The sequence below is a fragment of the Streptomyces sp. NPDC001985 genome, assembly GCF_040296845.1.
GTDB lineage: Bacteria > Actinomycetota > Actinomycetes > Streptomycetales > Streptomycetaceae > Streptomyces.
In genome coordinates this window covers 1-25,230 of the sequence record NZ_JBEOYB010000092.1, presented here as the reverse complement: position 1 = coordinate 25,230, position 25,230 = coordinate 1, and the positions used below count along the sequence as shown (strand labels likewise).

Genomic DNA, 25,230 nt, shown 5'->3' with positions numbered 1-25,230 from the left:
ACCAGCAGATCGCCTATCTCGCGCGCCGGTCGGGGGAACTGGACCAGGAGACCCGTGTCACGGTGTACGTCTTCGCCGACGAGGCGCCGGGGCGGGCACCCGCCCCGGCGGCCGTCGGTCAGACGTTGTTGAACGCGATGCCGTTCGTCAGCGACGTCCCGGAGAGGGCGGGGTCGGGCTGCTGCACCCCGTCGATCTTCACCGTCTGTCCCGACACATGCTTCACATAGACCCGCATGATGAAGTCGCGGGAGTCGCAGCCGGCCGAGACGGGCACATCCGGCAGGGAGAAGTAGGTGACGTAGTGGTGCGCGTCATCGCTGATCGTCTTGCGGGAGAGCGTGGTGGAGTTGGTGACACAGGTGTGCCCCGTCGAGGTGAGCTGGATGAAGTCCAGACGCATGTCCACCACCGCGTTCGTGCCCCTCGGGAACTTCCCCATCCCCGCCGAACAGGACCGGCTCCCGGTGGGACAGGTGGTCAGCTCGACGTTGGCCTGCGCGCTGACCGAGGTCGCGGCGGGGTGCGGCTGCCACTTGTGCACCGGGGTGCCGTCGTTGTAGAAGACCCACGCGTCGTCGGCCGCGCCGGCGCCGACATAGGTGCAGCTTCCGGAGCCGTCGCTCTCGCAGTTGGGGTTCTCCCACCAGCGGGCACCCGCCTGGTCGGTGGTGGTGGTCTCCAGCCAGGTACCGCTCGCGACCGCGGTCAGGTGGTACGGGTCGGGTATGGAGGAGTAGGCGGAGCCGTAGAGGTAGCAGGTGTAGGTGCCCGCCGCGGGGGCGGTGAGCAACTGGTCGGTGAGGATGGGGAGGTGCCCGTCGACCGCGTACGAGGTGGTGTCGTACCCCTCGTGGTTGCGCGCCGACGCCGCGATCCTCCCGACGGTCTGGCCCGTGGAGTTCACGCATTTGATCCGGCTGGTCATCCCCACGATCTTCGTGGTCGAGCTGGTGGCCTCCAGCCGGCTCCGCAGATGTCTCTTCTCGCCCGCGGCGAGCGTCAGGGTGTGTCTCGCGAGTTCGACCGTGGTGCCGCGGGGGATGGTCACATCGGAGGTGGGGCTGATCCTGCTCACCGGACCGGTACCCGCCTGTGCCTCAACGGCCCAGAACGGAACGAGCAGTACGGCGACGGCGGCCGCGCCCAGCTTACGTATTATCGTTGACATGTCGGGTATTAGACACTCCTGCCCGACACCCCCGCCACTGGACTCGCGCCCGGTCACTGTGGTGCCTCGGCCGTCGCGGTGACGCGAGGGCCGGCGTGCGGTCCCTCTCGCTCCGAACCGCCACCGCCTCGCGGGGGAGGGGACGGTGCGGGGCCCTTGCCGGTTTCGGCGCGGTGCGGCCGGGCCCTCCGCGCCGCCTGCGGGGGCCTCCGGGAGGCCGGGCTCCCCGCAGCCCCTGGTACGGAGCACTCCGCCCCCTCCGTTCGGGGCAACTCTCGTCGTACCGGAATGGCCGGGCCGCCGCCGGGATAAGGAGAAGGCGCAGGCTGAGCTGTAGGAGCGGCCGCGTGTCCCTTGGAACCGGAGCGAGGTTGCCTGTCAGATGCCGACGTCGGCCGCACCCGAGCCGTCCCGGAAGCCGGGGCTGAGGCGAGACATCGGCCTGATCGGGCTCATCTGGACCTCCGTGGGGTCCATCATCGGCTCCGGCTGGCTCTTCGGCGCGCTCTTCGCGGCGCAGGCGGCCGGGACGGCCTCCCTCGTCTCCTGGGGGATCGGGGCCCTCGCGATCACCGTGCTGGCGTTCGTCCACGCGGAGCTGGGGGCCATGTACCCGGTCGCGGGCGGCACCGCGCGCTTCCCGCACTACGCCTTCGGCAGCGTCGCCGGGGCCTCCTTCGGCTGGTTCTCCTGGCTCCAGGCCGTCGCCACGGCGCCGATCGAGGTCATGGCCTCGCTGAACTACCTCAGCGTCCACGCCCCCTGGGTCCAGACGGACGAGAACCGGCTCACCGCCGCCGGATACGGGCTGGCCGTCGCCTTCATGGCCTTCTTCGTCCTCGTCAACTTCTTCGGCATCCGCTGGCTCGCCCACACCAACAGCGTGGCCACCTGGTGGAAGGTCGCCATCCCCGTGCTCGTCATCGCCGTCCTGGCGGGGACCGCCTTCCACGGGAGCAACTTCGGTCACCAGGGCTTCGCCCCGTCCGGTGTCGAGGGGGTGCTCTCCGCCGTCAGCACCAGCGGCATCATCTTCGCGCTCCTCGGATTCGAACAGGCGGACCAGCTGGCGGGGGAGAGCCGCAACCCGGCACGGGACATCCCGCGCGCGGTGATCGGCTCCATCCTCATCGGCGCCCTGGTCTATCTGGCGCTCCAGGTGGTCTTCATCGGGGCCCTGCCACCGAGTTCCTTCGCCCACGGCTGGGCCGATCTGACCTTCGCCGACAAGGCGGGACCGTTCGCCGGGCTCGCCCTGTCCGCCGGGCTCGGCTGGCTCGCCGCGCTGATCTACGTCGACGCGATCGTCTCGCCGACCGGCACCGGTCTGATCTACACCACCGCGGCCTCCCGGGTGTCGTACGGCCTCTCCCGCAACGGCTATGTGCCCGCGGTCTTCGAACGGACGACGGCGCGCGGGGTTCCCTGGTTCAGCCTGCTCTTCGCCTTCCTCGTCGGCCTCATCGTCTTCCTGCCCTTCCCCACCTGGCAGAAGCTGGTCGGCTTCGTCACCTCGGCGAGTGTGCTGATGTACGCGGGCGCGCCGCTCGCCCTCGGGTGTCTGCGCGAGCAGGACCCGGACCGGCACCGTCCGTACCGTCTCCCCGGCGGTCTCTTCTGGGCTCCCGTCGCCTTCATCGTCGCCAACCTCCTCATCTACTGGACGGGCTGGGACACCCTCTGGCGGCTCGGCCTGGCGATCGTCCTCGGCTATCTGCTGCTGGGCGCCTCCGCGCTGCTCGGGCTCAACCCGAGGGTCCCGCACCCGGACTGGCGCTCGGCCCAGTGGCTTCCGGTGTATCTGGCGGGCCTCGGCCTGATCTCCTGGCAGGGCGGCTACTGCAGCGGTGGACCGGCGTCGAAGGTGTCCTGCGGTGCGACCGGCGCCATTCCCCTGTGGTGGGACATGGCGATCATCGCCGCGTTCAGCCTGCTGGTCTACTTCTGGGCGCTGGCCGTCCGGCTCCCGGACGAGGAGACCCAGGAGTACATCGGCTCGGTCGATGTCCCGCCCGGCCGCTGACGCCCGGGGCTCCCCCGTCTCCCGCCCGGCCGCCGGCCCCCGGCCTTCGGAGCGGTGTGCGCACGCGCCCCGCCGGAATCCGGCCGGACGGATCTCCGCCGGGCCGGCGGAATTCTCCGCGGGGCCGGACCGCCTTCCGCGCACCGCGCCGCGGAATATCATCGCGGCGTCCGTTTTCCACAGTTGGACAAGCAGGGCGCCGGACCATTTCCCGATAGAGTGATCCTCTCGTTTCTGCGCGGAGACCGGCCCGGGGCTGGAGGCCATGCATGGGGAAGTCCGAGATAGCCGATATCTGGCCGCTGACAGCCATGCAGAAGGGAATGTTTTTCCATTCCGGTTACGATCCGGAGGCCACGGACGTCTATCGGAGCCAGACGACCCTGCACTTCGAGGGTCCCCTGGACACCGCCCTGTTGAGGGAGGCGCTCCGGGTGCTGGCGCACCGGCACGCACCCCTGCGGGCGGGCTTCCGGTCCGTGGCGTCGGCGGATGCCGTGCAGATTGTTCTGCGAGAGGTCCGGGTTCCCTGGACGGATGTCGATCTCTCCGGCGCCGGCGACGCGGAACTGCGCGAGGTGCTGAGCGCGGAGTGGCTCCGCCGATTCGATCTCGCGGAGCCCCCGCTGTTCCGGGTGATCGCCCTTCGCCTCGGTCCCGAGAATTACCGGATCGTGCTCGCGATGCATCACATTCTCTGCGACGGATGGTCGCTCTCGATCCTTCTGCGTGAATGGATCACCCTGTACGAGAACGGGTGCCGGGAGAGCGCGCTGCCGCCGGTGGCCCCCTACTCCGCCTATCTCTCCTGGCTGGCGGGCCGGGACCGGGACGCCGCCGCCACGGCCTGGCGGGGAGTGCTCTCGGGCGCGGAGCCCTCGCTGATCGCGCCCGGCAAGGGGACCCGCGCGCCCGTGGACCCCGTCGGTGTGCCGGTGGGTCTCCCGGCGGCGGTGGCCGGGGGGCTCGATCTGCGGGCGCGGGAGTCGGGGGTGACGACGAGCACCCTGATCCGGGGCGCGTGGGCGCTGCTGCTGGGCCGGCTGACCGGCCGTGAGGACGTGGTGCTGGGAGCCACCGTCTCCGGCCGGCCCCCGGCGGTACCGGGCATCGAGGGCATGGTCGGCATGTTCGTCAACACCGTCCCGGTGCGGGTGCGCTGGGACGACAGCGAAACGCTGAAACGTTTCCTCATGCGCATGTTCGAGCAGCAGGCCGCACTGCTCACCCATGAGCATCTGAGCCTCTCGGAGATCCAGCAGCTCTCCGGCAGCCGCGAGCTGTTCGACACCCTGGTCGTCGTCCAGAACTTCCCCAGGGATCTGGCGGACGTCGGTCCGTCCAGCGCCCGGGACGTCGGGGGCGGGGTGCGGCTGCTGGAGGTGACGGGCCGCGACGCCGCCCACTACCCCCTCGTGCTCAACGCGATGTCCGGCGACCACCGGCTGACCTACCGGCCCGATCTGCTGGACCGCGCCGGGGCCCGGACCCTGGCCGCCCGGCTCGCCCGGGTGCTGGAGCAGTTCGCGCGGGACACCTCGGTGCCGGTGGGCGAGGTCGATGTGATGCTGGAGGGGGAGCGCCGGCGGCTGACGTCGGGGGTCAATCTGGGCGCGCCCGCACCGCCCGCCACCACCGTGAACGAGAGCTTCGCGAGGGCGGTGCGGCGCTTCGGGGACCGGCCCGCCCTCGTCTCCGGGCCGGCGCGCTGGACCTACGCGGAGCTGGACGCGGAGGTGGACCGCGCCGCCCGGTGTCTGCGGGCCCGGGGGGTGACCGCCGGGGACCGGGTGATCGTGAGCCTGCCCCGGTCGGCGGAGCTGCTGATGACGCTCCTCGCCGTCGCCAGGGCCGGCGCGTCCTTCGTCCCCCTCGATCCCGACGGCCCGGCCGAGCGGACCGCGTTCCTCCGGGAGGACGCCGAGGCGGTTCTCGCGGTCACCGCCGACACGCTCGCGCACCTCTTCTCCGACGCGAGGGCGGAGGACGGGACCATGGCCGGAGCCGGAGCCGGAGCCGGAGACACGGGCGCGGGCGCGGGCGCGGACGGCGGTCACCCGGAACCGGCGGCGCGCCGGTCCACCGCCCCGGACGCCCTCGCCGCCGAGGACGCACCCGCGCTTCCGGACGCCCCCGCGGCCCCGGACGACACCCCCGTCGCGGCGGAGGCACGCCCGGCCCCCGACGACACCCCCCTCGCGGCCCATGTCTCGCCGGACTCGGCGTTCTCCGTGCTGTACACCTCCGGCTCCACCGGCCGGCCCAAGGGCGTCACCGTCACCCACGGCGCCGTCGCCGCCCTCGCGGCCGACCCCTGCTGGGGCGGTGCCGCCACCGGCCGGATGCTCTTCCACGCCCCGCACACCTTCGACGCCGCCACCCTGGAGATCTGGGTGCCGCTGCTCAGCGGCGGCTGCGTCGTGGTGGCCCCCGGCGGCACGCCCGACCCGGATCTGCTGACCGGCCTGATCGCCGAGGCGGAACTCACCTCCCTCCATCTGACGGCCGGTCTCTTCCGGGTGCTGGCCCAGGAGTCCCCGCACTGCCTGACCGGGCTGCGCCATGTCCTCACCGGCGGCGACGTGGTGCCCGCGGAGTCCGTGGCCCAGGTGCTCGCGGCCTGCCCCGAACTGGAGGTGCGCCATCTGTACGGGCCCACCGAGACCACCCTCTGCGCCACCGTCCACACCCTCCCCGCGGGCGCCTCCCCGCCCGCCGCGCTCCCGCTCGGCGGCCCGAGGGCCGGCGCCGGCCTCCATGTCCTCGACCGCGCCCTGCGCCCCGTGCCCGCCGGCGTCCCCGGCGAGCTCTACATCACCGGAACCGGGCTCGCCCGGGGCTACCACGGGCAGCGAGCGCTCACCGCGGAACGCTTCGTCGCCTCCCCCTTCGGCGGCCTCCCGGGCTCCCGGATGTACCGGACCGGCGACCTGGTCTCGTGGGACGCCGACGGCCGGCTGGTCTTCCACGGCCGGACCGACGACCAGGTCAAGATCAATGGCCACCGCGTCGAACCGGACGAGGTCGCCGCCGTGCTGGCGCGCTGCCCCGGCGTCGCCCAGGCGGCGGTCGCCGTCCGCGCCGACCGGGCGGGCAACAAGCGGCTGGTCGCGTATGTCGTGCCCGAGGACCCCGGTTCTCCGCCCGGTGCCGCCGTGGACCGGTACGCGGCCGGGCGGCTGCCCGCCCCCATGCTGCCGTCCGCCACCGTCGTGCTGGACCGGCTGCCGCTCACGGCGAACGGCAAGGTCGACCGGGCGGCGCTCCCCGCACCGGCCGAGCCCGCCACCGCGCGGCCCCACCCGGACACCTCCCCCCGGCGCGAGCTGCTGTGCTCCCTCTTCGCCGAGGTGCTGGACGTCCCCCGGGTCGGCCCCGACGACGACTTCTTCCGCGCCGGGGGCGATTCCCTGCTCACGATCCGGCTGACCGGGCGCATCCGCGCCGCGCTGGGCGCCGAGGTCTCCAGCCGCACGGTGTTCGAGTTCCCCACCCCCGCCGCGCTCTCGCGGCGGCTGGACGGACTCGCCGAGGTCCGCCCCGCCGTGGTCCGGGCCGAGCGGCCCGCGCGGGTGCCGATGTCGGCGGGACAGCGGCGGATGTGGTTCACCGACCGGCTCACGGGCCCCGACGGCTCCCACAACATGACCCTCTGCCTCCGGCTCGGCGGCCCGCTGGACATCCCGGCGCTGGAGGCCGCCTGGCGCGACACCGTCGGCCGGCACGAGGTGCTGCGCACCGGGTACGGAGAGGCCGACGGCACCCCGTACCAGCAGGTACTGGACGACACCGGCGCACCCGTCGCCAGGGTGGACACCGACGAGGACGGGCTGCGCCGGGCACTGGCCGCCGAGGCCGACCGGGGATTCGACCTGGAGGCCGGGCCGCCGTGGCGCGCCACCCTCTTCGCCGTCGCGCCCGGCGAGCACGTCCTCCTCGTGGTGCTGCACCACATCGTCGTCGACGGCTGGTCGCTCGGCATCCTGCTCCGCGATCTCTCCCTCGCCTACACCGCCCGGTCCCGGGGCCGCGCCCCGGCCTGGACACCCCTGCCCGTGCGGTACGCGGACTTCGCCTCCTGGCAGCAGGAACTGCTGGGGGACGAGAACGACCCGCAGAGCCTGCTGGGCCGTCAGCTCGCCTACTGGACGCGCGCGCTGGCGGAGCTGCCGGCCGGGCTCGACCTCCCGTACGACCGGCGGCGGCCGGCGGTGGCGGACCGCCGGGGCGGGCTGCTGACGGCGCGCACCGACGCGGTGACCCACCGGGGACTGCTGGCGATCGCCCGGCAGTGCGACGCCACCGTGTCGATGGTGACCCAGGCCGCCGTCGCCGCGCTGCTCTCCCGGCTGGGCGCGGGCGACGACATCCCCCTCGGCGTACCGGTCGCGGGCCGGGTGGACGAGGTGCTCAACGATCTGGTCGGCTACTTCCTCAACACCCTGGTGCTGCGGACCGACACCGGCGGCAACCCCTCGTTCACCGAGCTGGTGGGCCGGGTCCGCGAGGCGGACCTCGACGCCTACCACCACCAGGACCTGCCGTTCGACCGGCTGGTGGAGGTGCTCAACCCCGACCGGTCGCCCGGCCGTCAGTCCCTGTTCCAGATCGGCTTCACCTTCCACAACACCCCCGAGCCCGAGGCGGCCTTCCCCGGGCTGACCGTCGGCTTCGAACACTTCGAGGGGTCCTGGTCCAAGTTCGACCTGTCGGTGATGGCCCGCGAACTCCACGGGCCCGACGGCGCGCCCGAGGGGCTCGCCGTCCATCTGGAGTACGCGAAGGCGCTGTTCGACGCGGAGACCGCGCGGGCGCTGCTGGACCGGCTGGGACGGGTGCTCGCGCAGGTCGCGGCCGAACCCCGGACCCGGCTCGCGGACCTCGGCATCCTGGACGCCGCCGAGCGTTCCCGGATGCTCACCCGCTGGAACGACACCGCCCGGCCCGTCCCGCCCGGCACCGTGCTGGATCAGTTCGCGGCCCGGGTGGCACGGGCCCCGTCGGCCGTGGCGGTGCGCTGCGGCGCCGATGAGGTCTCGTACGCGGAACTGGACCGGCGGGCCGGCCGGCTGGCCCGCCGGCTGACCGGCGCCGGGGTGGGGCCGGAGACCCTGGTGGGTCTGTGTCTGCCGCGCGGGGTGGACCTGGTCACCGGGATGCTCGCCGTCTGGAAGGCCGGCGGCGCGTATGTGCCGCTCGATCCGGAGTACCCGGCCGCCCGGCTCCGGCACATCCTCGCCGACAGCGGCGCGGCCGTCGTCGTCGCGGTCCCGGCCACCCTCGCCGCCGGCGCGTTCGGCACGGCGCGGACGGTGGTCCCGGAGGGCGCGACCGCCCCTGAAGCCGATGAGCCGGGAACGGGACCGGAGGCCCTGGGTGCCGGTGCGCCCCTGCCGTCACCGAGGCCCCCGACACCGGGGCAACTGGCCTATGTGATCTACACATCGGGCTCCACCGGCCGCCCCAAGGGAGTGGCCGTCCCCCACCGCGGTGTGCTGAACCTCGCGAACGCGATGCGGCCGGTACTGGGAGCCGCCCCCGGCGTGGTGACCCTGCAGTTCGCGTCCCTGGGCTTCGACGCGGCCGTGCTGGACGTGGTGGTCACCCTCGCGGCCGGCGGCACCCTGGCCCTCGCCACCGAGGAGGAACGCGCCGAGCCCGAGGCGCTGGCCCGGATGATCCGCACCAGCGGCGCGCGCGTGGCGAGCGTGGTGCCGTCGCTGCTGAGCGCGCTGGAGCCCGCTTCCGTGCCGGGAATCCGCCGCTGGGTGCTGGGCGCCGAGCGCCTCGACGCGGATCTGGCCGCCCGCTGGAGAGCGGGGGCGGACCTGTGGAACACCTACGGCCCGACCGAGGCGACCGTGATCGCCACCGCTGTGCGGCTCGACCCGGACACCGTCCCGCCGGACCGCCCGCCGCCGATCGGCCGTCCGCTCCCCAACGTCCGGGTGTACGTCCTCGACCGCGCGCTGCGCCCGGTCCCGCCCGGTTCGACCGGCGAGGTCCATCTGGCCGGGGCGGGCCTGGCCCGCGGCTACGCCCACCGGCCGGACCTGACCGCCGAGCGCTTCGTCGCCTGCCCCTTCGGCGACGAGCCGGGCGGACGGATGTACCGGACCGGGGACCTGGCCTCCTGGACGGCGGACGGTCTGCTGATGTTCCGGGGACGCGCGGACGACCAGGTCAAGATCAGGGGCTTCCGGGTCGAGCCCGAGGAGGTCGCCGCCGTGCTCGGCGCCCACCCCGGGGTGCGGGGCGCCGCGGTGATCCTGCGCGAGGACCGCCCCGGCGACCGGAGGCTGGTGGCCTACGCCGTACCCCGCGACCCGGATCTCGACGGGCGGGCGCTGCGCGACCATCTGGCCGAGGCCCTGCCCGCGCCCATGGTCCCGGCCGCCGTGGTGACGCTCGACGCGCTGCCGCTGACACCGAACGGCAAGGTCGACAGAGCCGCGCTGCCCCCGCCCCGGCCGGACCGGCCGGCGGGCGAGCGCGGGCCGCGCACCGGGACCGAGCGGGCCGTCCACCGGATCTGGTGCCGGGTCCTCGGGGAGCGGACGTTCGGGACGCGGGAGAAGTTCTTCGACTGCGGCGGCACCTCGCTGTCGCTGCTGGCCGTGCGCAAGGACCTCGCCCGGCTCAGCGGACGGGAGCTGCCCGTGGCGCTGTTCTTCGAGCACTCGACCATCGAGGCGATGGCCAGGACCGTCGACGCCCACCGCCCCCCGCCCGGCCACGGCGACGAGCACAGCCACGAGCTGTAGGCCCGCACGGAGAACCCGGCCGGTGACCGGCCGGGACACCGATCCACTTCGAGCATCGGAGAGACCACCATGCGGAAGGACGATGTCGCGATCATCGGGGCGGCCGGGATCTTCCCCGGGGCGAAGAATCTGGAGACCTTCCACACCCATCTGACCTCCGGACGGGAATCGGTCGGCGGCCCGGGCGCCGAGCGGGTCCGCTCCAGCGGCGACGAGCCCGGCGAGCGCTATCTCGGCATGGGCTACCTGGACCAGATCGATCTCTTCGACCACGAACTCTTCGGTCTCACGGCCCGTGAGGCGGAGCTGATGGACCCGCACCAGCGCATTCTGCTCCATCTGACCCACCAGGCCGTCGAGTCCGCCGGATACGCCACCCGGGCGCTGCGCGACAGTGCCACGGCCGTGCTGCTCGCGGCGGTCAACCCCGGCTCCGGGGCGGGCGGCGACCGCGATCTGCTGACGATGCTCGGCACCTCCACGGCCGCCCTCGCCGCCCGGATCAGCTACCTCTTCGACTTCCGGGGGCCCGCCCTGGTGGTGGACACCGCGTGCAGCAGCGGTCTGACGGCGCTGGGCCTGGCCGTGGAGCAACTGCGCGCCCGCCGCGTCCCCCTCGCGGTCGTGGGCGGCGTCAATGTGTTCCCCGTGCTGATCCGCCACGCCGACTGGTCCCCGCTGCCGGGGCTGGAGTCGGGCGACGAGCGCTGCCGCCCCTTCGACGCCGGTGCCAACGGCCTGGCCGCCGGGGAGGGCGGCGGGGTCGTGCTGGTGAAGCTGCTCTCGGAGGCCCTCGCCGACGGGGACCGGGTCCTGGCCGTGCTGAAGGGCATCGCCGTCAACCACAACGGCTTCCGGGCCGCCAGCATGGCCGCCCCCAGCCAGACCGGTCAGGCGAGCGTCATCGCCGGCGCCTGGCGGGACGCCGGTGTCGAGGCGGCGACGATCGGTTCCATCGAATGCCATGGCTCGGGCACCCCGCTCGGCGACGTGGTGGAGGTGGAGGCGCTGCGCCTGGCGTTCGCCGAGGCGGGTGTGACCGGCCCGCACTGCGCGATCGGCTCCGTCAAGGCGGGCATCGGGCACCTGGGCAACGCGGCCGGTATCGCCGGACTGTTCAAGGCCATGACGGCGCTGCGCTACGGCACCCACTACCCGGCCGTCAACTTCACCACCCCCAACCCGCTCATCGACTTCGGCGGACCGGTGTATGTGAACACCGAGGCCCGCCCCTGGCCGCGCGGGGACACCGGGCCCCGCCGGGCCGGGGTGAGCAGCTGGGGCCTCACGGGCACCAACGCGCACGCCGTACTGGAGGAGGCACCGGCCGTCCCGCCCGGCGAGCCGGCCGCCGATCCGGGCCCCGAGCTGGTCACCGTCTCCGCCCGGTCGGCACGGGCCCTGGACCGCTACCGGCTGCGGCTGGCGGACTTCGCCGAACACACCGACCAGCCGGTGCGGGCGGTCGCGCATGTGCTCAACCGGGGGCGCGACGACCATCCGTACCGGCTGGCCGTCACCGCCCGCACCCACGCCGAACTCGCGCTGCGGCTCCGGTCGGCAGCGCTCCCCGGGCAGCCGGCGCCCGGGACCTCGCGCGTCGTCCTGCTGCTCTCCGGCGACGCCCTGCCCGACGACGGGGTCTGGGCGCGGCTCCGCGCCGAGTTCGCCCTGCCCGACGGCTGCGCGGAACTCGAACACGGCGCCGGCCCCGAGGGACGGCTCGTCGTACGGCAGTACGCCCTGCACCACGTCGCCCGGGAGCTGGGCCTCACCGACGGCGGGGCGATCGGCTCCGGGGCGGGCAATCTGGCCGTCCGCGCCGTACGGGGCAGGATGCCGCTCGCCGACGCCGTCGCGGCGGCCGGCCGGGAGGTGTTCGCACCGCCCGACCCGGAGCGGCTCACCGGGGTCGTGGACGGTCTCGTCCGCGACGGGGCGGTTCTGGTGGAGCCGGGGCCCGGTGGCGTCCTCGCCCGGGAGACCCTGCGGCAGGCACCGGAGCTGACCGTGGTCGATCTGGCCGGGGACGGCAGCCGGGACGGTGTGCTGGAGGGGCTGGGACGGCTCTACACCGCCGGCGCCCCGGTCGACTGGGAGCACCACTACCGCGACACCCCCGTACGCCGGGTCGAGGCGCCCACCTACCCCTTCGAGCCGAGCCGCTGCCGGCCACCGGCCCGGCCGCGCCCCGCCCGGGGAGACGCCGGGCCGGCGCCCTCGGCGGAGGGGACCGAGGCGCCCGGCGGGCCGGAGACGGAGAGCAGGGTCGCCGGAATCTGGGAAGAGGTGCTGGATCTCCCCGGCATCGGGCCCGGATCGGACTACTTCATGCTCGGCGGCACCTCGCTGCTGGGCGTCGGGCTGCTGCGGCGCCTCCAGCAGAGCTTCGGGGTGGAGGTCACCTTCGCCGATCTGTACACGTACCCCACGGTCCGCGGGCTGGCGGAGCGGCTGCGCGCCCTCACCCAGGAGCGGGCCACCGGCGCGCCGCGGGCGCCGATCGTCCGCGTCGACCGGAACGGGCCGCTGCCGCTCTCCTCCGGCCAGGAAGCCCTGTGGTATCTCGACCAGGTCAACCCGGGGAGCCCGCTCTGCAACGTCCCCGCCCCGCTGCATCTGACCGGCCCGGTGGACCAAGGGGCCCTCCAGGACGCGCTCACCGCCATGGCCGAACGGCACGAGGCACTGCGCTGCCTCTTCGTGACCGACGAGGACGGCGGCCCCCGGGTGACACCCACGGCCCCCGAACCCCTGCTGACGGTGGTCGATGTCAGCCGGATGCCGGAGGAACGGCGCCGGCCGCGCGTCCGCTCCCTGATCCGGGAGGCCGTCTCGGCCCCCTTCGACCTCACCGCGGACACCCCCTTCCGGGCCGTGCTCATCGGACTCACCGACGAGAGCCACGTCCTGGTGCTGACGTTCCACCACATCGTCTTCGACGGCGGGTCGACCGCGCTGTTCGGCCGGGACTTCGCCGAGCTGTACCGCGCGTACCGCACCGGCACCCCACCGGACCTGCCCGAGCTGCCCGTCCAGTACCAGGACTTCGCCGTCTGGCACCGCTCGGCGCTCTCCGGCGAGCGGCTGGAGCGCGCCCTGGAGTTCTGGCGCGGCCGGCTCGACGGGCTGACCCGCCCGGAGCTGCCGCTGGACCGGCCCCGGCCGGACATCCAGTCGTACGCCGGTGATCTGGTCCCCTTCGTCATCGGCACCGAACTCGCCGACCGGGTGCGGGAGTACAGCAGACGCAGCGGTGTGACCACCTTCGTCTCCATGCTCGCGGTGCTCGACGCGGTGATCCATCTCTGGTCGGGCCACGACGATGTCGTCATCGGCGTCGCCACATCGGGCCGGGTCCACCCCGATGTGGAGAACCTCGTCGGCTACTTCAACAATCTCCCGCCGTTCCGGACCGGTGTCGGCCCCGGTGTCTCCTTCGACGAGCTGGTGCGGCGGTGTGCCCGGACCGTGGCGGGTGTCCTGGACCACGAGGAGGTGCCGCTCGGCACCATCATCGGCGCGGCGGGCATCCCCCGCAGCCTGGCCAGGCATCCGCTGTACGACGTGACGTACACCTACCAGAACGTGCCCCAGTACGAGGGCGGGATGGGCGACGCGGGGCTGGCCCGGTACGAGGACACCGATGTCGGGGGAGTGGTACCGGGCACGGCCAAGTTCGATCTCTCCTTCGCGGTCACGGACTCCGGAACCGGGCCGATGCGGGGCGAGGTCGAGTACGCCACGGCCCTCTTCGACCGCGCCACCGCCGAGCTGCTCGCACGCTGGTTCCCGGTGCTGGCGGCGGCGGCCCTCGCCGAGCCGGGCGCGCCGATCGGGGGGCTCACCCGCCCCGGGGAGGAGGCGGGGGCGGAAGCGGCCACGGGCCCGTGGAACGGGGCAGCGGCGGCGGGGCCACCGGAGGAGCCCGGACCGGCCGCCGCCGGCCACACGGCGCCCGCACCGGATGCCACCGGCCGCACCGTGCCCGCACCGCCCGGCGACACACGGGAGATCCTGCGCGGGCTCTTCCGCGATCTGATCGGGGTCGAGCGGGTCGCCGACGACGATGACTTCTTCGCCCTCGGCGGACAGTCGGTGATCTCCATCCAGCTGGTGGCCCGGGCCCGGCGGGCCGGAGTCGTGCTGACCCAGCGCCAGGTCTTCGAACTGCGGACGCCGGCCGCGCTCGCGGCGGTGGCCGGCGGCACGGCCGCCCCGGCACCGGCGGCCGACCCCGGGGAGAGCGGCTCCGGCCGCGTCCCGCTGACCCCGGTGATGCGGGAACTGGCCGAACGCGCCGGCCTGCCCGACCGGTTCGCCCAGTCGGCGACCGTCTCGGTGCCGGCCGGTCTCGACAGGGGCGTCCTCGCGGAGGCGGCCCGCGCCCTGGCGGACCGGCACGAGATGCTCCGGGCCCGGCTGGTGCGCCCGGACGCCGACCCGGCGACCTGGTCGCTGGACACGGCCCCCACCGGCCCCCGGCACCCCGCCGCGCCCGGCCCCAACGCCCAGGTCGCCGAGGTGGCGGCCGGCGGTCTCGACGACCCCGCGCTCGACGAGCTGACCCGGCGCGAGAGCCACGCCGCGGCCGGACGGCTCGACCCGGGCGCCGGGGTGATGCTTCAGCTCGTCCACCTGGACCGGGGGCCGGCCGCCCGGGGCAGACTCCTGCTCGTCGCCCACCACCTCGCCGTCGACCTCCTCTCCTGGCGGACACTGATCCCCGAACTCGCCGAGTGCTGCGCCGCGCTCGCCGCCGGCCGCACCTGGACGCCCGAGCCGGTACCGGTGCCGTTCGGCCGGTGGTCCCGGGCGCTGGCCGCCACGGCCGGCTCCCCGTCCTGGAGGGAGCAACTGCCCTTGTGGGAGCGCGTCCTCGCGCCGGGCGAGCCGCTGCCCGGCGGACGGCCCCTCGATCCCGCGCGGGACACCGCGGAGCGGGGGCGGGAGGTCGGTGCCTCCGTACCGGCCCCGGTGACCGCCGCGCTGCTCACCTCCGTCCCGGCGGCGTTCTACACCGGGACCGAGACCGTGCTGCTGGCCGCCCTGGCGGCGGCGGTCACCGAGTGGCGGGCCGCGCGCGGCGCCGGGACCGGCCCGGTCGTGGTCGACGTGGAGAGCCACGGCCGGGTGCCGCTCACGGGCGCCTGGGAACTCTCCCGCACCGTCGGCTGGTTCACCTCGGTCTTCCCGGTACGGCTGGACACCGGCCCGGCCGACACGGCGCGGGCCCGGACCGGCGGGCCGTCCGCCGGGGACATCGTCAAACGGGTCAAGGAACAGCTCGGTGCGGTACCGGGTGACGGAGTGGGGTACGGGGTACTCCGCCATCTCGACCCCGGCACCCGGGAGGCGCTGGCCGCACGGCCCGCCGCGTCGATCGGCTTCAACTACCTGGGCCGGCTCACGGGCGGCGGTGACGGTCCCGGCACCGAGGCGCCCGGCGGCCCCGGTGACTGGTCGCTGCTCGGCACCGGGGGAGAACCGGACGGGCGGACACCGCTCGGCCACGCCGTCGAGGCGGTCGCCGCCGTCGTCGCCGGGCCCGGCGGGCCGGTGCTCCGGCTCTCCCTGGGATACCCGCCCGACCTGCTGGACGAGGACGGGATGCGCGAGCTCTGCGAGGGCTGGGCCGCCCATCTGGCGGGTGTGGCCGCCCACACCGAGGGCCCGGACGCGGGCGGGCACGTGCCGTCGGACTTCCCGCTCGTGTCGCTGAACCAGGACCAGATCGAACGGCTGGAAGGGGGATCGGAGCGGTGAACCTCGCGCTGCACGCCGCCGTCACCCATCTCCCGGGCCGCGCACCCCTGGCCGAACTGCCCGAGACGGACACGCAGACCGGTCCGGAGCGGACCGCGTGCCGCGCCCTCGGGATCGAACGGGTCGCCGTCGCTCCGGAGCTGTCCGCGGTGGACCTCGCGGGCCTGGCGGGCCGGCGGGCACTCGCCGAGGCCGGGCTGGACGCGGACCGGCTCGACGGCCTCATCCTCGTCGAGCACCGGGCCCCCGACACCCTCTCCACATCGGAGGCCACCCGGCTCCAGCACATCCTCGGCGCGGACCGCGCACAGGCCTTCTCCGTGGGCGGTCTCGGCTGCGCGTCGCTGGTACCGGCCCTGCTGAGCGCGGCCGGTCTCCTCGCCGCCGGGCCGGACACCGCGCGCGTCCTCGTCCTGCACGGCAGCAAACCGGTGACCTCCCGGCGGTACCGGCACCCGGTGACCGTCAACGGCGACAGCGGCCAGGCGGTACTGGTCTCCCGCGACGGCCCGCTGCGGGTCCGGGACATCCTGCTGGAGACCAGCGGAGAGTACTGGGAGCTGTTCCGTGTCGACTACCGCGACCGGCCCGTGGACCAGTGGCGCGAGGAGTGCACGGACCCGGCCGCCCACTCCTTCCGGCTCGCGGTGGAGTCGAGGAAGCGGATCTCCTCGCTCACCGCCCGGCTGCTGGAGCGCAACGGAGTGCGCTCCCGGGAGATCTCCTGCTGGATCGGGCAGAACCTCTCGGCCGCCGCGCTCCAGGTCCTCGGCGAGGCGCTGGAGGTGGAGCTGTCCGACGCCTGCGCCGACAATCTGCGCGAGAACGGGCACCTGGGGCCCAACGACGCGCTGTTCAATCTCCGGACCGCCACCGAGCGCGGACAGCTGCCCGACGGAGGGCTGGCCGTCGTCCTCACCATGAGCCCCGCGGCGGCGTGGAGCGCGATGCTCGTGGAACACGGCACGGGAAGCGCCGGAACCCATCTGCTGTAGCGGGTCGCCCGGCGCGGGCCGGGTCCGCCATTACCCCTCCGCGACACCGCCGGCTCGCGTTCAATGGGGTCCGGCCGGAGCGGCCCTCAGGAGGAGAGGCACGGGGCACGGCGGTTCAACGGCCCCGGGCCGGCCACCGGGTGGACCGGGCGCTCCGGGCCGCCACGGCCACGGCCACGCCCATTCGTCGATCGAGAGGACACGCGGAATGAGCGGAACGAACAGACGAGGCAGATCGCGGATATGGCTCGGCGCCTTCCTGGCGACCCTGATGTCATCGTTCGCACTGGCACCGGCAACCGCACAGGCCGACTCCGACGCGGGGCGCCGGTGCTCCGGGGGATATGTGGCCCTCACCTTCGACGACGGCCCGACGGAGACCACACCCGCGTACCTCGACGCGCTGCGCGAGGCCGGACGGGCCAGGGCGACGTTCTTCGTGACCGGCGCGCTGGCCCAGGCGCGCCCGGACGGGACCCGGCGGATCGCCGCCGCCGGCCACGCGATCGGCAACCACTCGTTCACCCACCCGAACCTCGTCGAGCTGGCCGCGCCCGCCGCGTTCGCCGAGCTGGCCGACACCAGCCGGGTCGTCCGCGCGCAGACGGGCCGCGCGCCGGCGCTCTTCCGCCCGCCGTTCGGGAGCACCGACGCACGGACGCGTCAGGACGCCGCCAGGCTCGGGATGACCGAGGTGATCTGGACGGCCGACACGGTCGACTGGAGCGGCATCTCCACCGAGACCATCGTCGCGAACGCGCTCACGGTGCGGCCGGGCGGCATCATCCTGCTCCACGACGGCCTGCGGACGACGCTCGACGCCATCCCGGGGATCGTCGAGGGGCTCGCCGCGCGCGGCCTGTGCCCGGGCCGCATCGTGCGCTCGGCCACTCCGGTCGAGGCCTGGCCGGGCCTGACCTTCCACGCCAGGGCCGCGCGCTGGTGAGGTAGCGGCACCCCGCCCGCCGGGCCCGTCCGGGGGAGCGGGCGTCTGCCACGGACGGGACCCGGCGCGGGATCGCGGCGGGCCCCGCCCGTTCCGTCACGGAGGTCCGGGGGCGACCGGCCCGGGGGACGGATTGCCGGAACTCCCCTACGGTGTCCGGCCGTTCAACCGGCGGCCGGACACCGCCGCGCCGCGTTGGACCCTGGGTCGTCTCTTTCGGATCGTGCCGGGCTCGCGAGCCCGGCACCGCGCCTCGCCGCGCTGTCGTCCGTCGCCGGCGCTCCGCGTGGGCTTCCTTCTCCGCCTCGCGATCCACGGCACCGGACCCCGCTCACCGATCCGGCCCGATCCGAAAGAAACTCCCTAGCCCGCGTCCACCAGCGTGCGGCCGTCGGCCGGGATCAGCGACCCGGCGCGGCCGGCGTAGGCGGACTCGACCCGTGCCTGCTCCGTCGCGTTCGGCACCGCGTTCCTGCAGCTGGTGCCGGCGCTGGAGCCCGACATCAGCTGGGAGCACGGGCCGGGCTTGGTGTCCGGCAGACCCAGGCTGTGCCCGATCTCGTGCGCGGCGATGCGTGTCCTGTCGTGCCCCTGGGTGACCGCCTGGCTGCCGAGTTCGACCCGGACCTGGCCTCCGGGCCGGACCGGGCCGAGGGTGGCCTGCGGCCAGCCGCTCGTGGCCACGATCTGGATCTCGGCCCGGGTGCCGGGGGAGACCCTGACCAGCTTGACGTTGTCGACGTTCGTGTTCCACGAGGCGACTCCGGCGGTGACCGCCGCCTCCCAGCCGGTGGCCCGGCTGTCGTCGTACCGGAGGGTCACCACGGCCGCGGCGCTCCGCGTCCCGGTCGGCTCCGGCGCGGTGAGGGCGTTCGCGGCCGGTGCCGTGGCGAGGGTGGCCGCCACGACGGTGCCGGCCAGTGCCAGCCGTATAGAGGTCAGCATTGCTGTCCCTTCACATGGGGGTCCCGGCTCCGACCGGAGCCGGGCGGGTGGTGAGGGGCACCCGCGGACGGGCCGAGGGCGGCCGGCCGGGGAAGCGCGGCACCGGCCACCGGCCGTCCCCAGGGGCGCGTGGCGCGAGGCGGTGACGGAAACGCACCGGTTCCCCGGGACTCGACGTGCCAACCCGTTCCACGAGGCCGGGCATACGCCACTCCATTCCTCTCCTCGCCACCGGCGATCGTGGCAGACGGTACAACCCCCCACCGTCACCAACAAGCCGTTACCGCCCACACCTGGGGAGTGAATTCCCGCCACGCCCCACGGGCCGCCGTCCCCGCCGGCACGGCACGCACTCCGCCGGACCGGGGGCGGCTCACAGCTCCCACCACCAGGCTTCGAGCTCCTGGTGACCGGCGAACTCCACGGGAACCGCGAAGGGAGAGCGCCGCGCGAGGGAGAGGGCGCCGGTGCGGCGGACCACGGCGCGCAGGTCCCGCACGGCGGGCATGCCGGCGAGTTCGGCGACATCGAAGGGGCAGCCCTCGGGGCCGCCGACGAGGGTCTCGCAGCCCAACGCGTACCAGTCCCCGACGAGTTCGTGGTCCCGCTCCTTCTCGGCGGCCGCGGCGACCTCCCGGACCGCTTCGATCAGCCGGGTACGCCGGGGTGGCACGGCGTCGGGGCCGCGCAGTTCACCGGCGGCGACCATGCGCCGCCACAGCGCGGTACCGGCGTCGCAGTAGAGGAACGGCGGCTCGACGCAGCCGTCCTCCAGCCAGGAGTCGTAGCCCCCGAAGGCGGGGTCGTCCTCGTCGAAGGTGCGCAGAGCGGTGAACCCGGCCACCGCGTCGAAGTACGCGGCCCGCTCGGCGTAATCGGGGTGCCGGTCGACCGGGAACCGGTAGGTGAACCCCCGGCGCAGCAGGATCTCCCTCACACGGAAGTGCGTGAACGAGCAGTCGTACCCGCGCTGGAAGCCGTACAGCGCCGCGAACCAGTCCCGGACGCGCGGGTCGCCCGGTCCGGTGCGGCTGTCCAGGACGCGGACCGAGTCCGCGACCAGGTCCTCGATCTCATGCGTGGACACCGGGTCCCCTCCTCCGCGATCCGGCGACAACCTACCCGCTCCCGCCGGGACGCGTGGACGGGGGCCGGCGAGCGGCGCGCCCCGGACGGTGGCCGTCCGGGGCGCGCGGTCACACGTACCGAGGGGGCCGGGTTCTACCGGAGGGCCTTCTCGGGGTCGACGACCTCATCACTCGGCGGCTCACTGGCGTCCACCTTCTTGCCGTAGTCGCTGAACACCATTTCCCCGGGAGCCTTGCCCCCCTCGGAGACGGACTTGAGGATATGGGGCTCGCCCTCGGTGGCGACGGACAGGGTGAGTTTCTCCCCGCCCGGCTGCTTCTTCTCCAGGGTCAGGGCGTCCTTTCCGCCGACACTGGTCGTCCCGCCCTTCTTCATTCCCTTGCGCTCGGACTTGTCGCCGTCCATCGCGGCGAGAAACGCCTGCTTGTCACACATGCCCTGGAGTCCGGCCTCGCTCGCCGGGCTCTTCACCCATTTCCCCCGGAGCTTGCTCATCGCCTTCTCCGCGCCGGGCTGTCCCTTCAGGGTGTTCTTCCAGAACGTCTCATCGCCCTTCACATAGGCGGTCTGACCGGTCTGGATGATGTCCGCCTTCGCGCCCTGCCTGGACAGGGTCCCGGTGCAGTTGTCCCGCTCGTCGACGCGGAAGTCGACCTGGACGGTGCTTCCGTCCTGCTGCTTGGCGCTGCCGGCCATGCGCACGGATGCCGCGTCGCGCGTCGCCTGGACCGCGTCGGCCGCGATCTTGTCCGCGCTCTTCCCCTCGAACGGTTCGTCCGAACCGCTCTCTCCGCAGCCGGCCAGCGCTCCCGCGCCCAGACAGACCGCGACCGCCAGGGTGACAGACCTCTTCAACGACACGACGATTTCCTCCTCATCGAAGGACAGACGGATGGTGTCCACCGCGTCTGCCCGAAGGTGCTGTGCTCATGATTCGCTGACCTCCGGCTACCCAGGGAAATCGCGCTCATACAGCGGGAGTCGGCACGGGTACGGGTGATTTCTCGCCGAATCGGAAACGGGAATGCGCGGTATTCCCTCCGGGGTGACCGGAGCGAATACCGCGCATGAGGGGCCGGAAGCCGACCCGGGGGAGACCGGGTGGGCAGATCCGCGCTAGCGGTTCCTCTTCGCCTGGAACCAGAGCGCCACAGCGATCAGAACGACGATCACCAGTATCCATTTCATGTCGTCGTTCCCATCCGGTTGTCCGTGCCGTTCGCCGAGGCGGGGGACGGGATCGACCCGTCCGCGCGACGGGCGGCCGGCGTCCTGCGGCGGGCCTGGTGTGCTTCCCCGGTCGTCATGGAAGGGCGCCTGCCCCCGGGGCGCGGATCGAACCCCCCGCCGCGCCCCGGGTTCCGTGCCAGGTGGGGCCCGTACGCAGGACCGCCCGGCGGGATCAGTCCCGGACCGGGGCCGGAGCGGCGATCTGGACGCGCTTGAGGTGCCGGGCCGGATCGTCGAAGGCGTTCCGGGAGTGGAGCATCCGCCAGTTGTCCCAGACGATCATGTCGCGCTCCCGGTACTCCACGGCGATGTGGTTCTCGTCGTAGATCTCCTTCCCGCGTTCGAGGAGCCGAGCCGTCAGCTCGTCTCCCTCGGGGACGATCAGGTTGTTGTAGGAGAAGCGGATCACCAGCTCGCCGTCGATCTCCTCCAGCACCGGGTGCTCGGCGTTCTGCCGCACACCGCGCCGGGCGAGACCCTCCGTCGACTTCCACGCGTAGACGGTCTCCGTGAACCGCTTCCGTTCCTCCTCGGTGAACTCCCGCAGAATCCGGTTCCCGTCCAGCATCGTGGTCTCGCCGCCGAGACCCGACGCGGGCCTCACGCACCACAGGGCCATGTACCGCGGGGGCGCGCCATGGAACTCGTACCCCTCGGTGTGGGGCACCAGAGGGCGGCGGTTCTGCGCGTGGTAGACGTCGTCCATGTCCGGCTCGGGCCTGAGGTCGCCGATGACGGTGCCGGTGGGCGTCGGCTGGAAGTCCCCCAACCCCTTGAGGAACGCCACATGGTCGAAGCTGTCCGGGACGTCGACGAGCTGGACATAGCCGTTGTTCCCGAGCAACTGGCGGAAGGCGTAGGCCAGAACGCCGTCGGGCAGTGGTTGACGGTTGGCGTCGAAGCAGGAAACGACGCTGTCGGGTGACTTCGCCATGGTGACTCCCTCTGTCTCGCTCCTCCGGTCCGACCCTTCTGGTCCGACCGGTTCCGGTCCGGCTGGTTCTGGTGCGACCGGTCCGGGAACGGGCCTCCGGGCCCGTTCCGGATGACGTCCCGGCGCCGCGCGATCGGTCCTCTCAGGCGAACTCGGCCCAGCCGAGCCGCACCACCATGACCGCCACCACGATCAACAGCACGGACCGGACGAATCCGCTGCCCCGGGTCATCGTCATCCGCGCGCCGGCCAGCGCGCCCGCCACGTTGAACAGGGACATGCCGAGGCCCAGCACCCACAGCACCTGCCCCTGGGACGCGAAGACCAGCAGCGCGCCCAGATTGGTGCCCACATTGATCATCTTCACGGTGGAGAGCGCGCGGATGAACTCCAGTCCGAGCACGCTGGTGAAGGTGATGATGAGGAAGGTCCCGGTCCCCGGTCCGACCAGGCCGTCGTAGAAACCGATCCCGCCCCCGGCCAGCAGGACCAGCCACGCGATCCGGCGCCGCTCGGGGGCCCGCCGCCGGCTGTCGGGCCCTTCGCTCCCGGAGCCGTCCGCCCCGAACCGGGGGCGGAGCAGGACGAAGACGGCCACCGCCACCAGCAGCAGCAGGATGAGCGGCCGGAGGAAGTCGGAGGAGATCGCGGTGGCCGCGACGGCCCCGCCCGCCGAACCGAGGACCGCCGCGCCGCCGCCGACCGCCACGACCTTCCGGGAGACCGGATACGCGCGCCGGAAGGTGAGGGCTGCCGCGAGGGTGCCCAGGGTCGCGGCGAGCTTGTTGGTGCCCAGCACCGATGCCACCGGGAGCGAACCCCCTGCGATCAGCAGCGCGGGCAGTTGCAGCAGTCCGCCGCCCCCGACCACCGCGTCGATCCACCCGGCCGCCGCGGCCACCGCCAGCAGGGCCAGCACGGTCTGCGAGTCCATGAGCACGAGCCCCCAGCGAGTAGGACGGTCCGAGGAGCCGGCTGCCGGCGTCCGCTCCGGGACTCCCCGGAGGTCATCGCGCACCCGGCGGGAGAGGGGGGCGCGCGGCGGACGGGAGAGAAGGGACGACGGGAGCGGCGGTCACGGCCGCGGGCAGTGCGTTCTTCGTCTTCACGGTCACAGGGATGGCCGCCGTGGGATGTCCGGTTCATCCGGAGGACAACGCATCACCCTTACGGGTGACAAGTCCGTTTTCTCGGATCTGTGCCCTCGGTGCCGAGAGGCCGGCCGCCCGCGCGCGCCCCGCACTCCAGGTGCCTGCTCGGTGGGGTGGGGCCATGTGCTGGAAACCCCCGGTGACCAGGTATGAGTCCGCGGGGAGCGGGTAGCGGCGTGAGAGCGCGCGGCGACGCGCGCGAGGCCCCGAGGAGAAGAGACGCATGCCGACCGAGAGAGACGCCCGGCCGAGATCCGCTCGCGCCTCCGCGGAGTCGCGGGAGAACGGCGGCGACCGGCCGAAACCGTCCGCACCCCTCCCCGGCGACGCCCTGGAGGGCGGCGGGGAGGCTCTTCTGCACGGCCTCCGGGTGGACGAGGCCCGGCCGGAGCAGCCGATCCTGCTGGACGGCGACGGCAATGCCATCGCCACCTGGCGGGAGAACTACCCGTACGACCGCAAGCTCGCGCGGAAGGCGTACGAGCAGCGCAAGCGGGTCCTTCAGATCGAACTCCTGAAGCTCCAGAAGTGGGCCAAGGAGAGCGGGCAGCGGATCGTGGTGCTCTGCGAGGGACGGGACGCGGCGGGCAAGGGCGGCGCCATCCACCGTTTCACCGAGCGGCTCAACCCGCGAGGCGCCCGCGTGGTGGCCCTGGACAAACCGACCGAACGCGAGTCGGGCCAGTGGTACTTCCAGCGGTATGTCGCCCATCTGCCGTCGCCGGGCGAGATCGTCTTCTTCGACCGCTCCTGGTACAACCGCGCCGGTGTCGAGCGGGTCATGGGCTTCTGCACACCGCGGGAGTACCGGCACTTCCTCGACCAGGCCCCGGTCTTCGAGAAGATGCTGACCGACGACGGCATCCTGCTGGTGAAGTTCTGGTTCTCCGTCTCGCGCGGCGAGCAGCGCACCCGTTTCGCCATCCGCAAGGTCGACCCCGTGCGGCGCTGGAAACTCTCCCCCACGGACCTGGCCTCGCTGGACCTGTGGGACGCCTACACCACCGCCAAGGTGGACATGTTCCGCGCCACGGACACCGCGCACGCTCCCTGGACCGTCGTGAAGAACAACGACAAGCGGCGCGGACGGCTGGAGGCGATGCGGCACCTCCTGCTGCGCTGCGACTACCCGGCCAAGGACGCGGACGCGGTCGGCGCCCCCGACCGGCACATCATCGGGCCCGCCTACACCCTGCTGGAGCCCGGCGAGGCACCGACCGATCTCTCTCCCACCCCGCTCGCCGCCCATGAACGGGGCTCGGGCAACCACCCCGAGCCCGGGGCCGGTGCCGAGGCGACGGGCTCAGGACGGTGACGCGCGGCCCCGGTTCCCTCTCCCGCCGAGGAGGGGGGCGACCGTCCGTGACGACGGCACGCGGAAGGCGCGGCCCGGCGTTCAGCATGCGTCAGACGGCGCTCGCGTTCGGGCTGGCGGCCGCCCTGCTCTGTGGCGCGGGGCTGGCGCTGCGGTCGCTGGTGCGGGCGGCGGGCGCCTACGGGCCGTTCGTCCTCGCGCTGGCCGTCCTGGTGGCCACCGCGCTTCTCGTGACCGCCGCGCGCTCCCGGCGCCGCCCCCGGGCGGTGGCACCGCCGCCGGCCGAGGGGGCGATGGTGCCGGCCGCGCGGGAGCCCGCCGCGTGGGAGCGGGCGGAGCCCGGGCCCGTGGGGGAGTCCGTCGCCCCCGAGCCCGAGCCCGTCCGGCCGGAGCCCCTGGAGCCGGTACCGGAGTCCGGACCCGTCGACTTCGCCTCCATGGACCCCCTGGTCTTCGAGCAGGCCGTGGCGGCGCTCTGCGAGCGGGACGGCTGCCGTGACGTGACGGTCGACGGAGGCGCGGGGGATCTCGGTGCCGATGTGACCGCCACGTCCCCCGGCGGGCTGCGCGTGGTCATCCAGTGCAAGCGCTACGGCCCGGTGAACAAGGTCGGCTCGCAGGACACCCAGCGCTTCGGCGGCACCTGCTTCGCGGTCCACGAGGCCGATGTCGCGGCGATCGTGACCACCGGCGAGTTCACCCGGCCCGCGGCCGACTACGCCGCCGAGTGCGGAATCCACTGCTTCGACCACCGGGCCCTGGCCGCCTGGGCGGACCGTACCGGCCCCGCGCCCTGGGAGGCGGCCGTACCCGCCCCGGGCACTCCTGTGGAGTAGGGCACCGGGCGGGGCGCGTACCGCGGGGCCGGGGCGGTGAGTACGCGGTCGACGCCGACGCCGCC

General features: G+C 73.7%; 13 protein-coding genes. 7 read left to right on the top strand and 6 right to left on the bottom strand.

The annotated features are described in order from the left end of the window. Window positions 1–118: 118 nt before the first annotated feature. Window positions 119–1,171 (bottom strand): hypothetical protein, encoded by a 1,053-nt coding sequence (locus ABT122_RS29575; RefSeq protein WP_351558542.1) that lies wholly within the window; start codon window positions 1,169–1,171, stop codon window positions 119–121. Window positions 1,172–1,553: 382 nt separating this feature from the next. Between ABT122_RS29575 and ABT122_RS29570 the strand changes: the two genes are divergently transcribed. The 5 genes from ABT122_RS29570 to ABT122_RS29550 all read left to right on the top strand — a co-directional run bounded on the left by ABT122_RS29570 (window position 1,554) and on the right by ABT122_RS29550 (window position 17,665). Next, on the top strand, window positions 1,554–3,194 hold the full coding sequence (locus ABT122_RS29570; RefSeq protein WP_351558540.1) for an APC family permease: 1,641 nt from the start codon (window positions 1,554–1,556) through the stop codon (window positions 3,192–3,194). 269 nt (window positions 3,195–3,463) lie between these two features. Next, window positions 3,464–9,958, top strand: coding sequence for a non-ribosomal peptide synthetase (locus tag ABT122_RS29565; RefSeq protein ID WP_351558539.1), 6,495 nt, complete (start codon window positions 3,464–3,466; stop codon window positions 9,956–9,958). Window positions 9,959–10,027: 69 nt separating this feature from the next. Beyond that, on the top strand, window positions 10,028–15,724 hold the full coding sequence (locus ABT122_RS29560) for a condensation domain-containing protein (protein ID WP_351558537.1): 5,697 nt from the start codon (window positions 10,028–10,030) through the stop codon (window positions 15,722–15,724). Further along, window positions 15,721–16,719, top strand: coding sequence for a 3-oxoacyl-ACP synthase (locus ABT122_RS29555; protein WP_351558535.1), 999 nt, complete (start codon window positions 15,721–15,723; stop codon window positions 16,717–16,719). Before ABT122_RS29560 ends, ABT122_RS29555 begins: the two co-directional genes overlap by 4 nt. 208 nt (window positions 16,720–16,927) lie before the next feature. Next, window positions 16,928–17,665 carry a polysaccharide deacetylase family protein gene (locus ABT122_RS29550; protein WP_351558534.1) on the top strand — a complete coding sequence of 246 codons (738 nt, stop codon included), beginning with the start codon at window positions 16,928–16,930 and terminating at the stop codon, window positions 17,663–17,665. A gap of 363 nt (window positions 17,666–18,028) precedes the next feature. Here ABT122_RS29550 and ABT122_RS29545 read toward each other — a convergent pair whose 3' ends face one another. From ABT122_RS29545 to ABT122_RS29525, 5 genes are all read right to left on the bottom strand, one after another. Beyond that, window positions 18,029–18,610, bottom strand: coding sequence for a snapalysin family zinc-dependent metalloprotease (locus ABT122_RS29545; protein ID WP_351558532.1), 582 nt, complete (start codon window positions 18,608–18,610; stop codon window positions 18,029–18,031). Window positions 18,611–18,983: 373 nt separating this feature from the next. Beyond that, on the bottom strand, window positions 18,984–19,697 hold the full coding sequence (locus ABT122_RS29540) for a hypothetical protein (protein WP_351558530.1): 714 nt from the start codon (window positions 19,695–19,697) through the stop codon (window positions 18,984–18,986). 134 nt (window positions 19,698–19,831) lie between these two features. Beyond that, a complete protein-coding gene (locus ABT122_RS29535; protein ID WP_351558528.1) occupies window positions 19,832–20,560 on the bottom strand; it encodes a hypothetical protein in 729 nt (242 codons plus the stop codon). A gap of 541 nt (window positions 20,561–21,101) precedes the next feature. Then, window positions 21,102–21,863: a TauD/TfdA family dioxygenase gene (locus tag ABT122_RS29530; RefSeq protein ID WP_351558526.1), complete on the bottom strand. Its 762-nt coding sequence runs from the start codon at window positions 21,861–21,863 to the stop codon at window positions 21,102–21,104. Between the two features lie 142 nt (window positions 21,864–22,005). After that, entirely contained in the window at window positions 22,006–22,797 is a 792-nt protein-coding gene (locus tag ABT122_RS29525; protein ID WP_351558524.1) for a TSUP family transporter, read from the bottom strand. A gap of 440 nt (window positions 22,798–23,237) precedes the next feature. Here ABT122_RS29525 and ppk2 point away from each other — a divergent pair, with 440 nt between their 5' ends. After that, on the top strand, window positions 23,238–24,329 hold the full coding sequence (ppk2, locus tag ABT122_RS29520; RefSeq protein WP_351558522.1) for a polyphosphate kinase 2: 1,092 nt from the start codon (window positions 23,238–23,240) through the stop codon (window positions 24,327–24,329). A gap of 47 nt (window positions 24,330–24,376) precedes the next feature. After that, window positions 24,377–25,165: a restriction endonuclease gene (locus ABT122_RS29515; protein WP_351558520.1), complete on the top strand. Its 789-nt coding sequence runs from the start codon at window positions 24,377–24,379 to the stop codon at window positions 25,163–25,165. Window positions 25,166–25,230 lie beyond the last annotated feature (65 nt).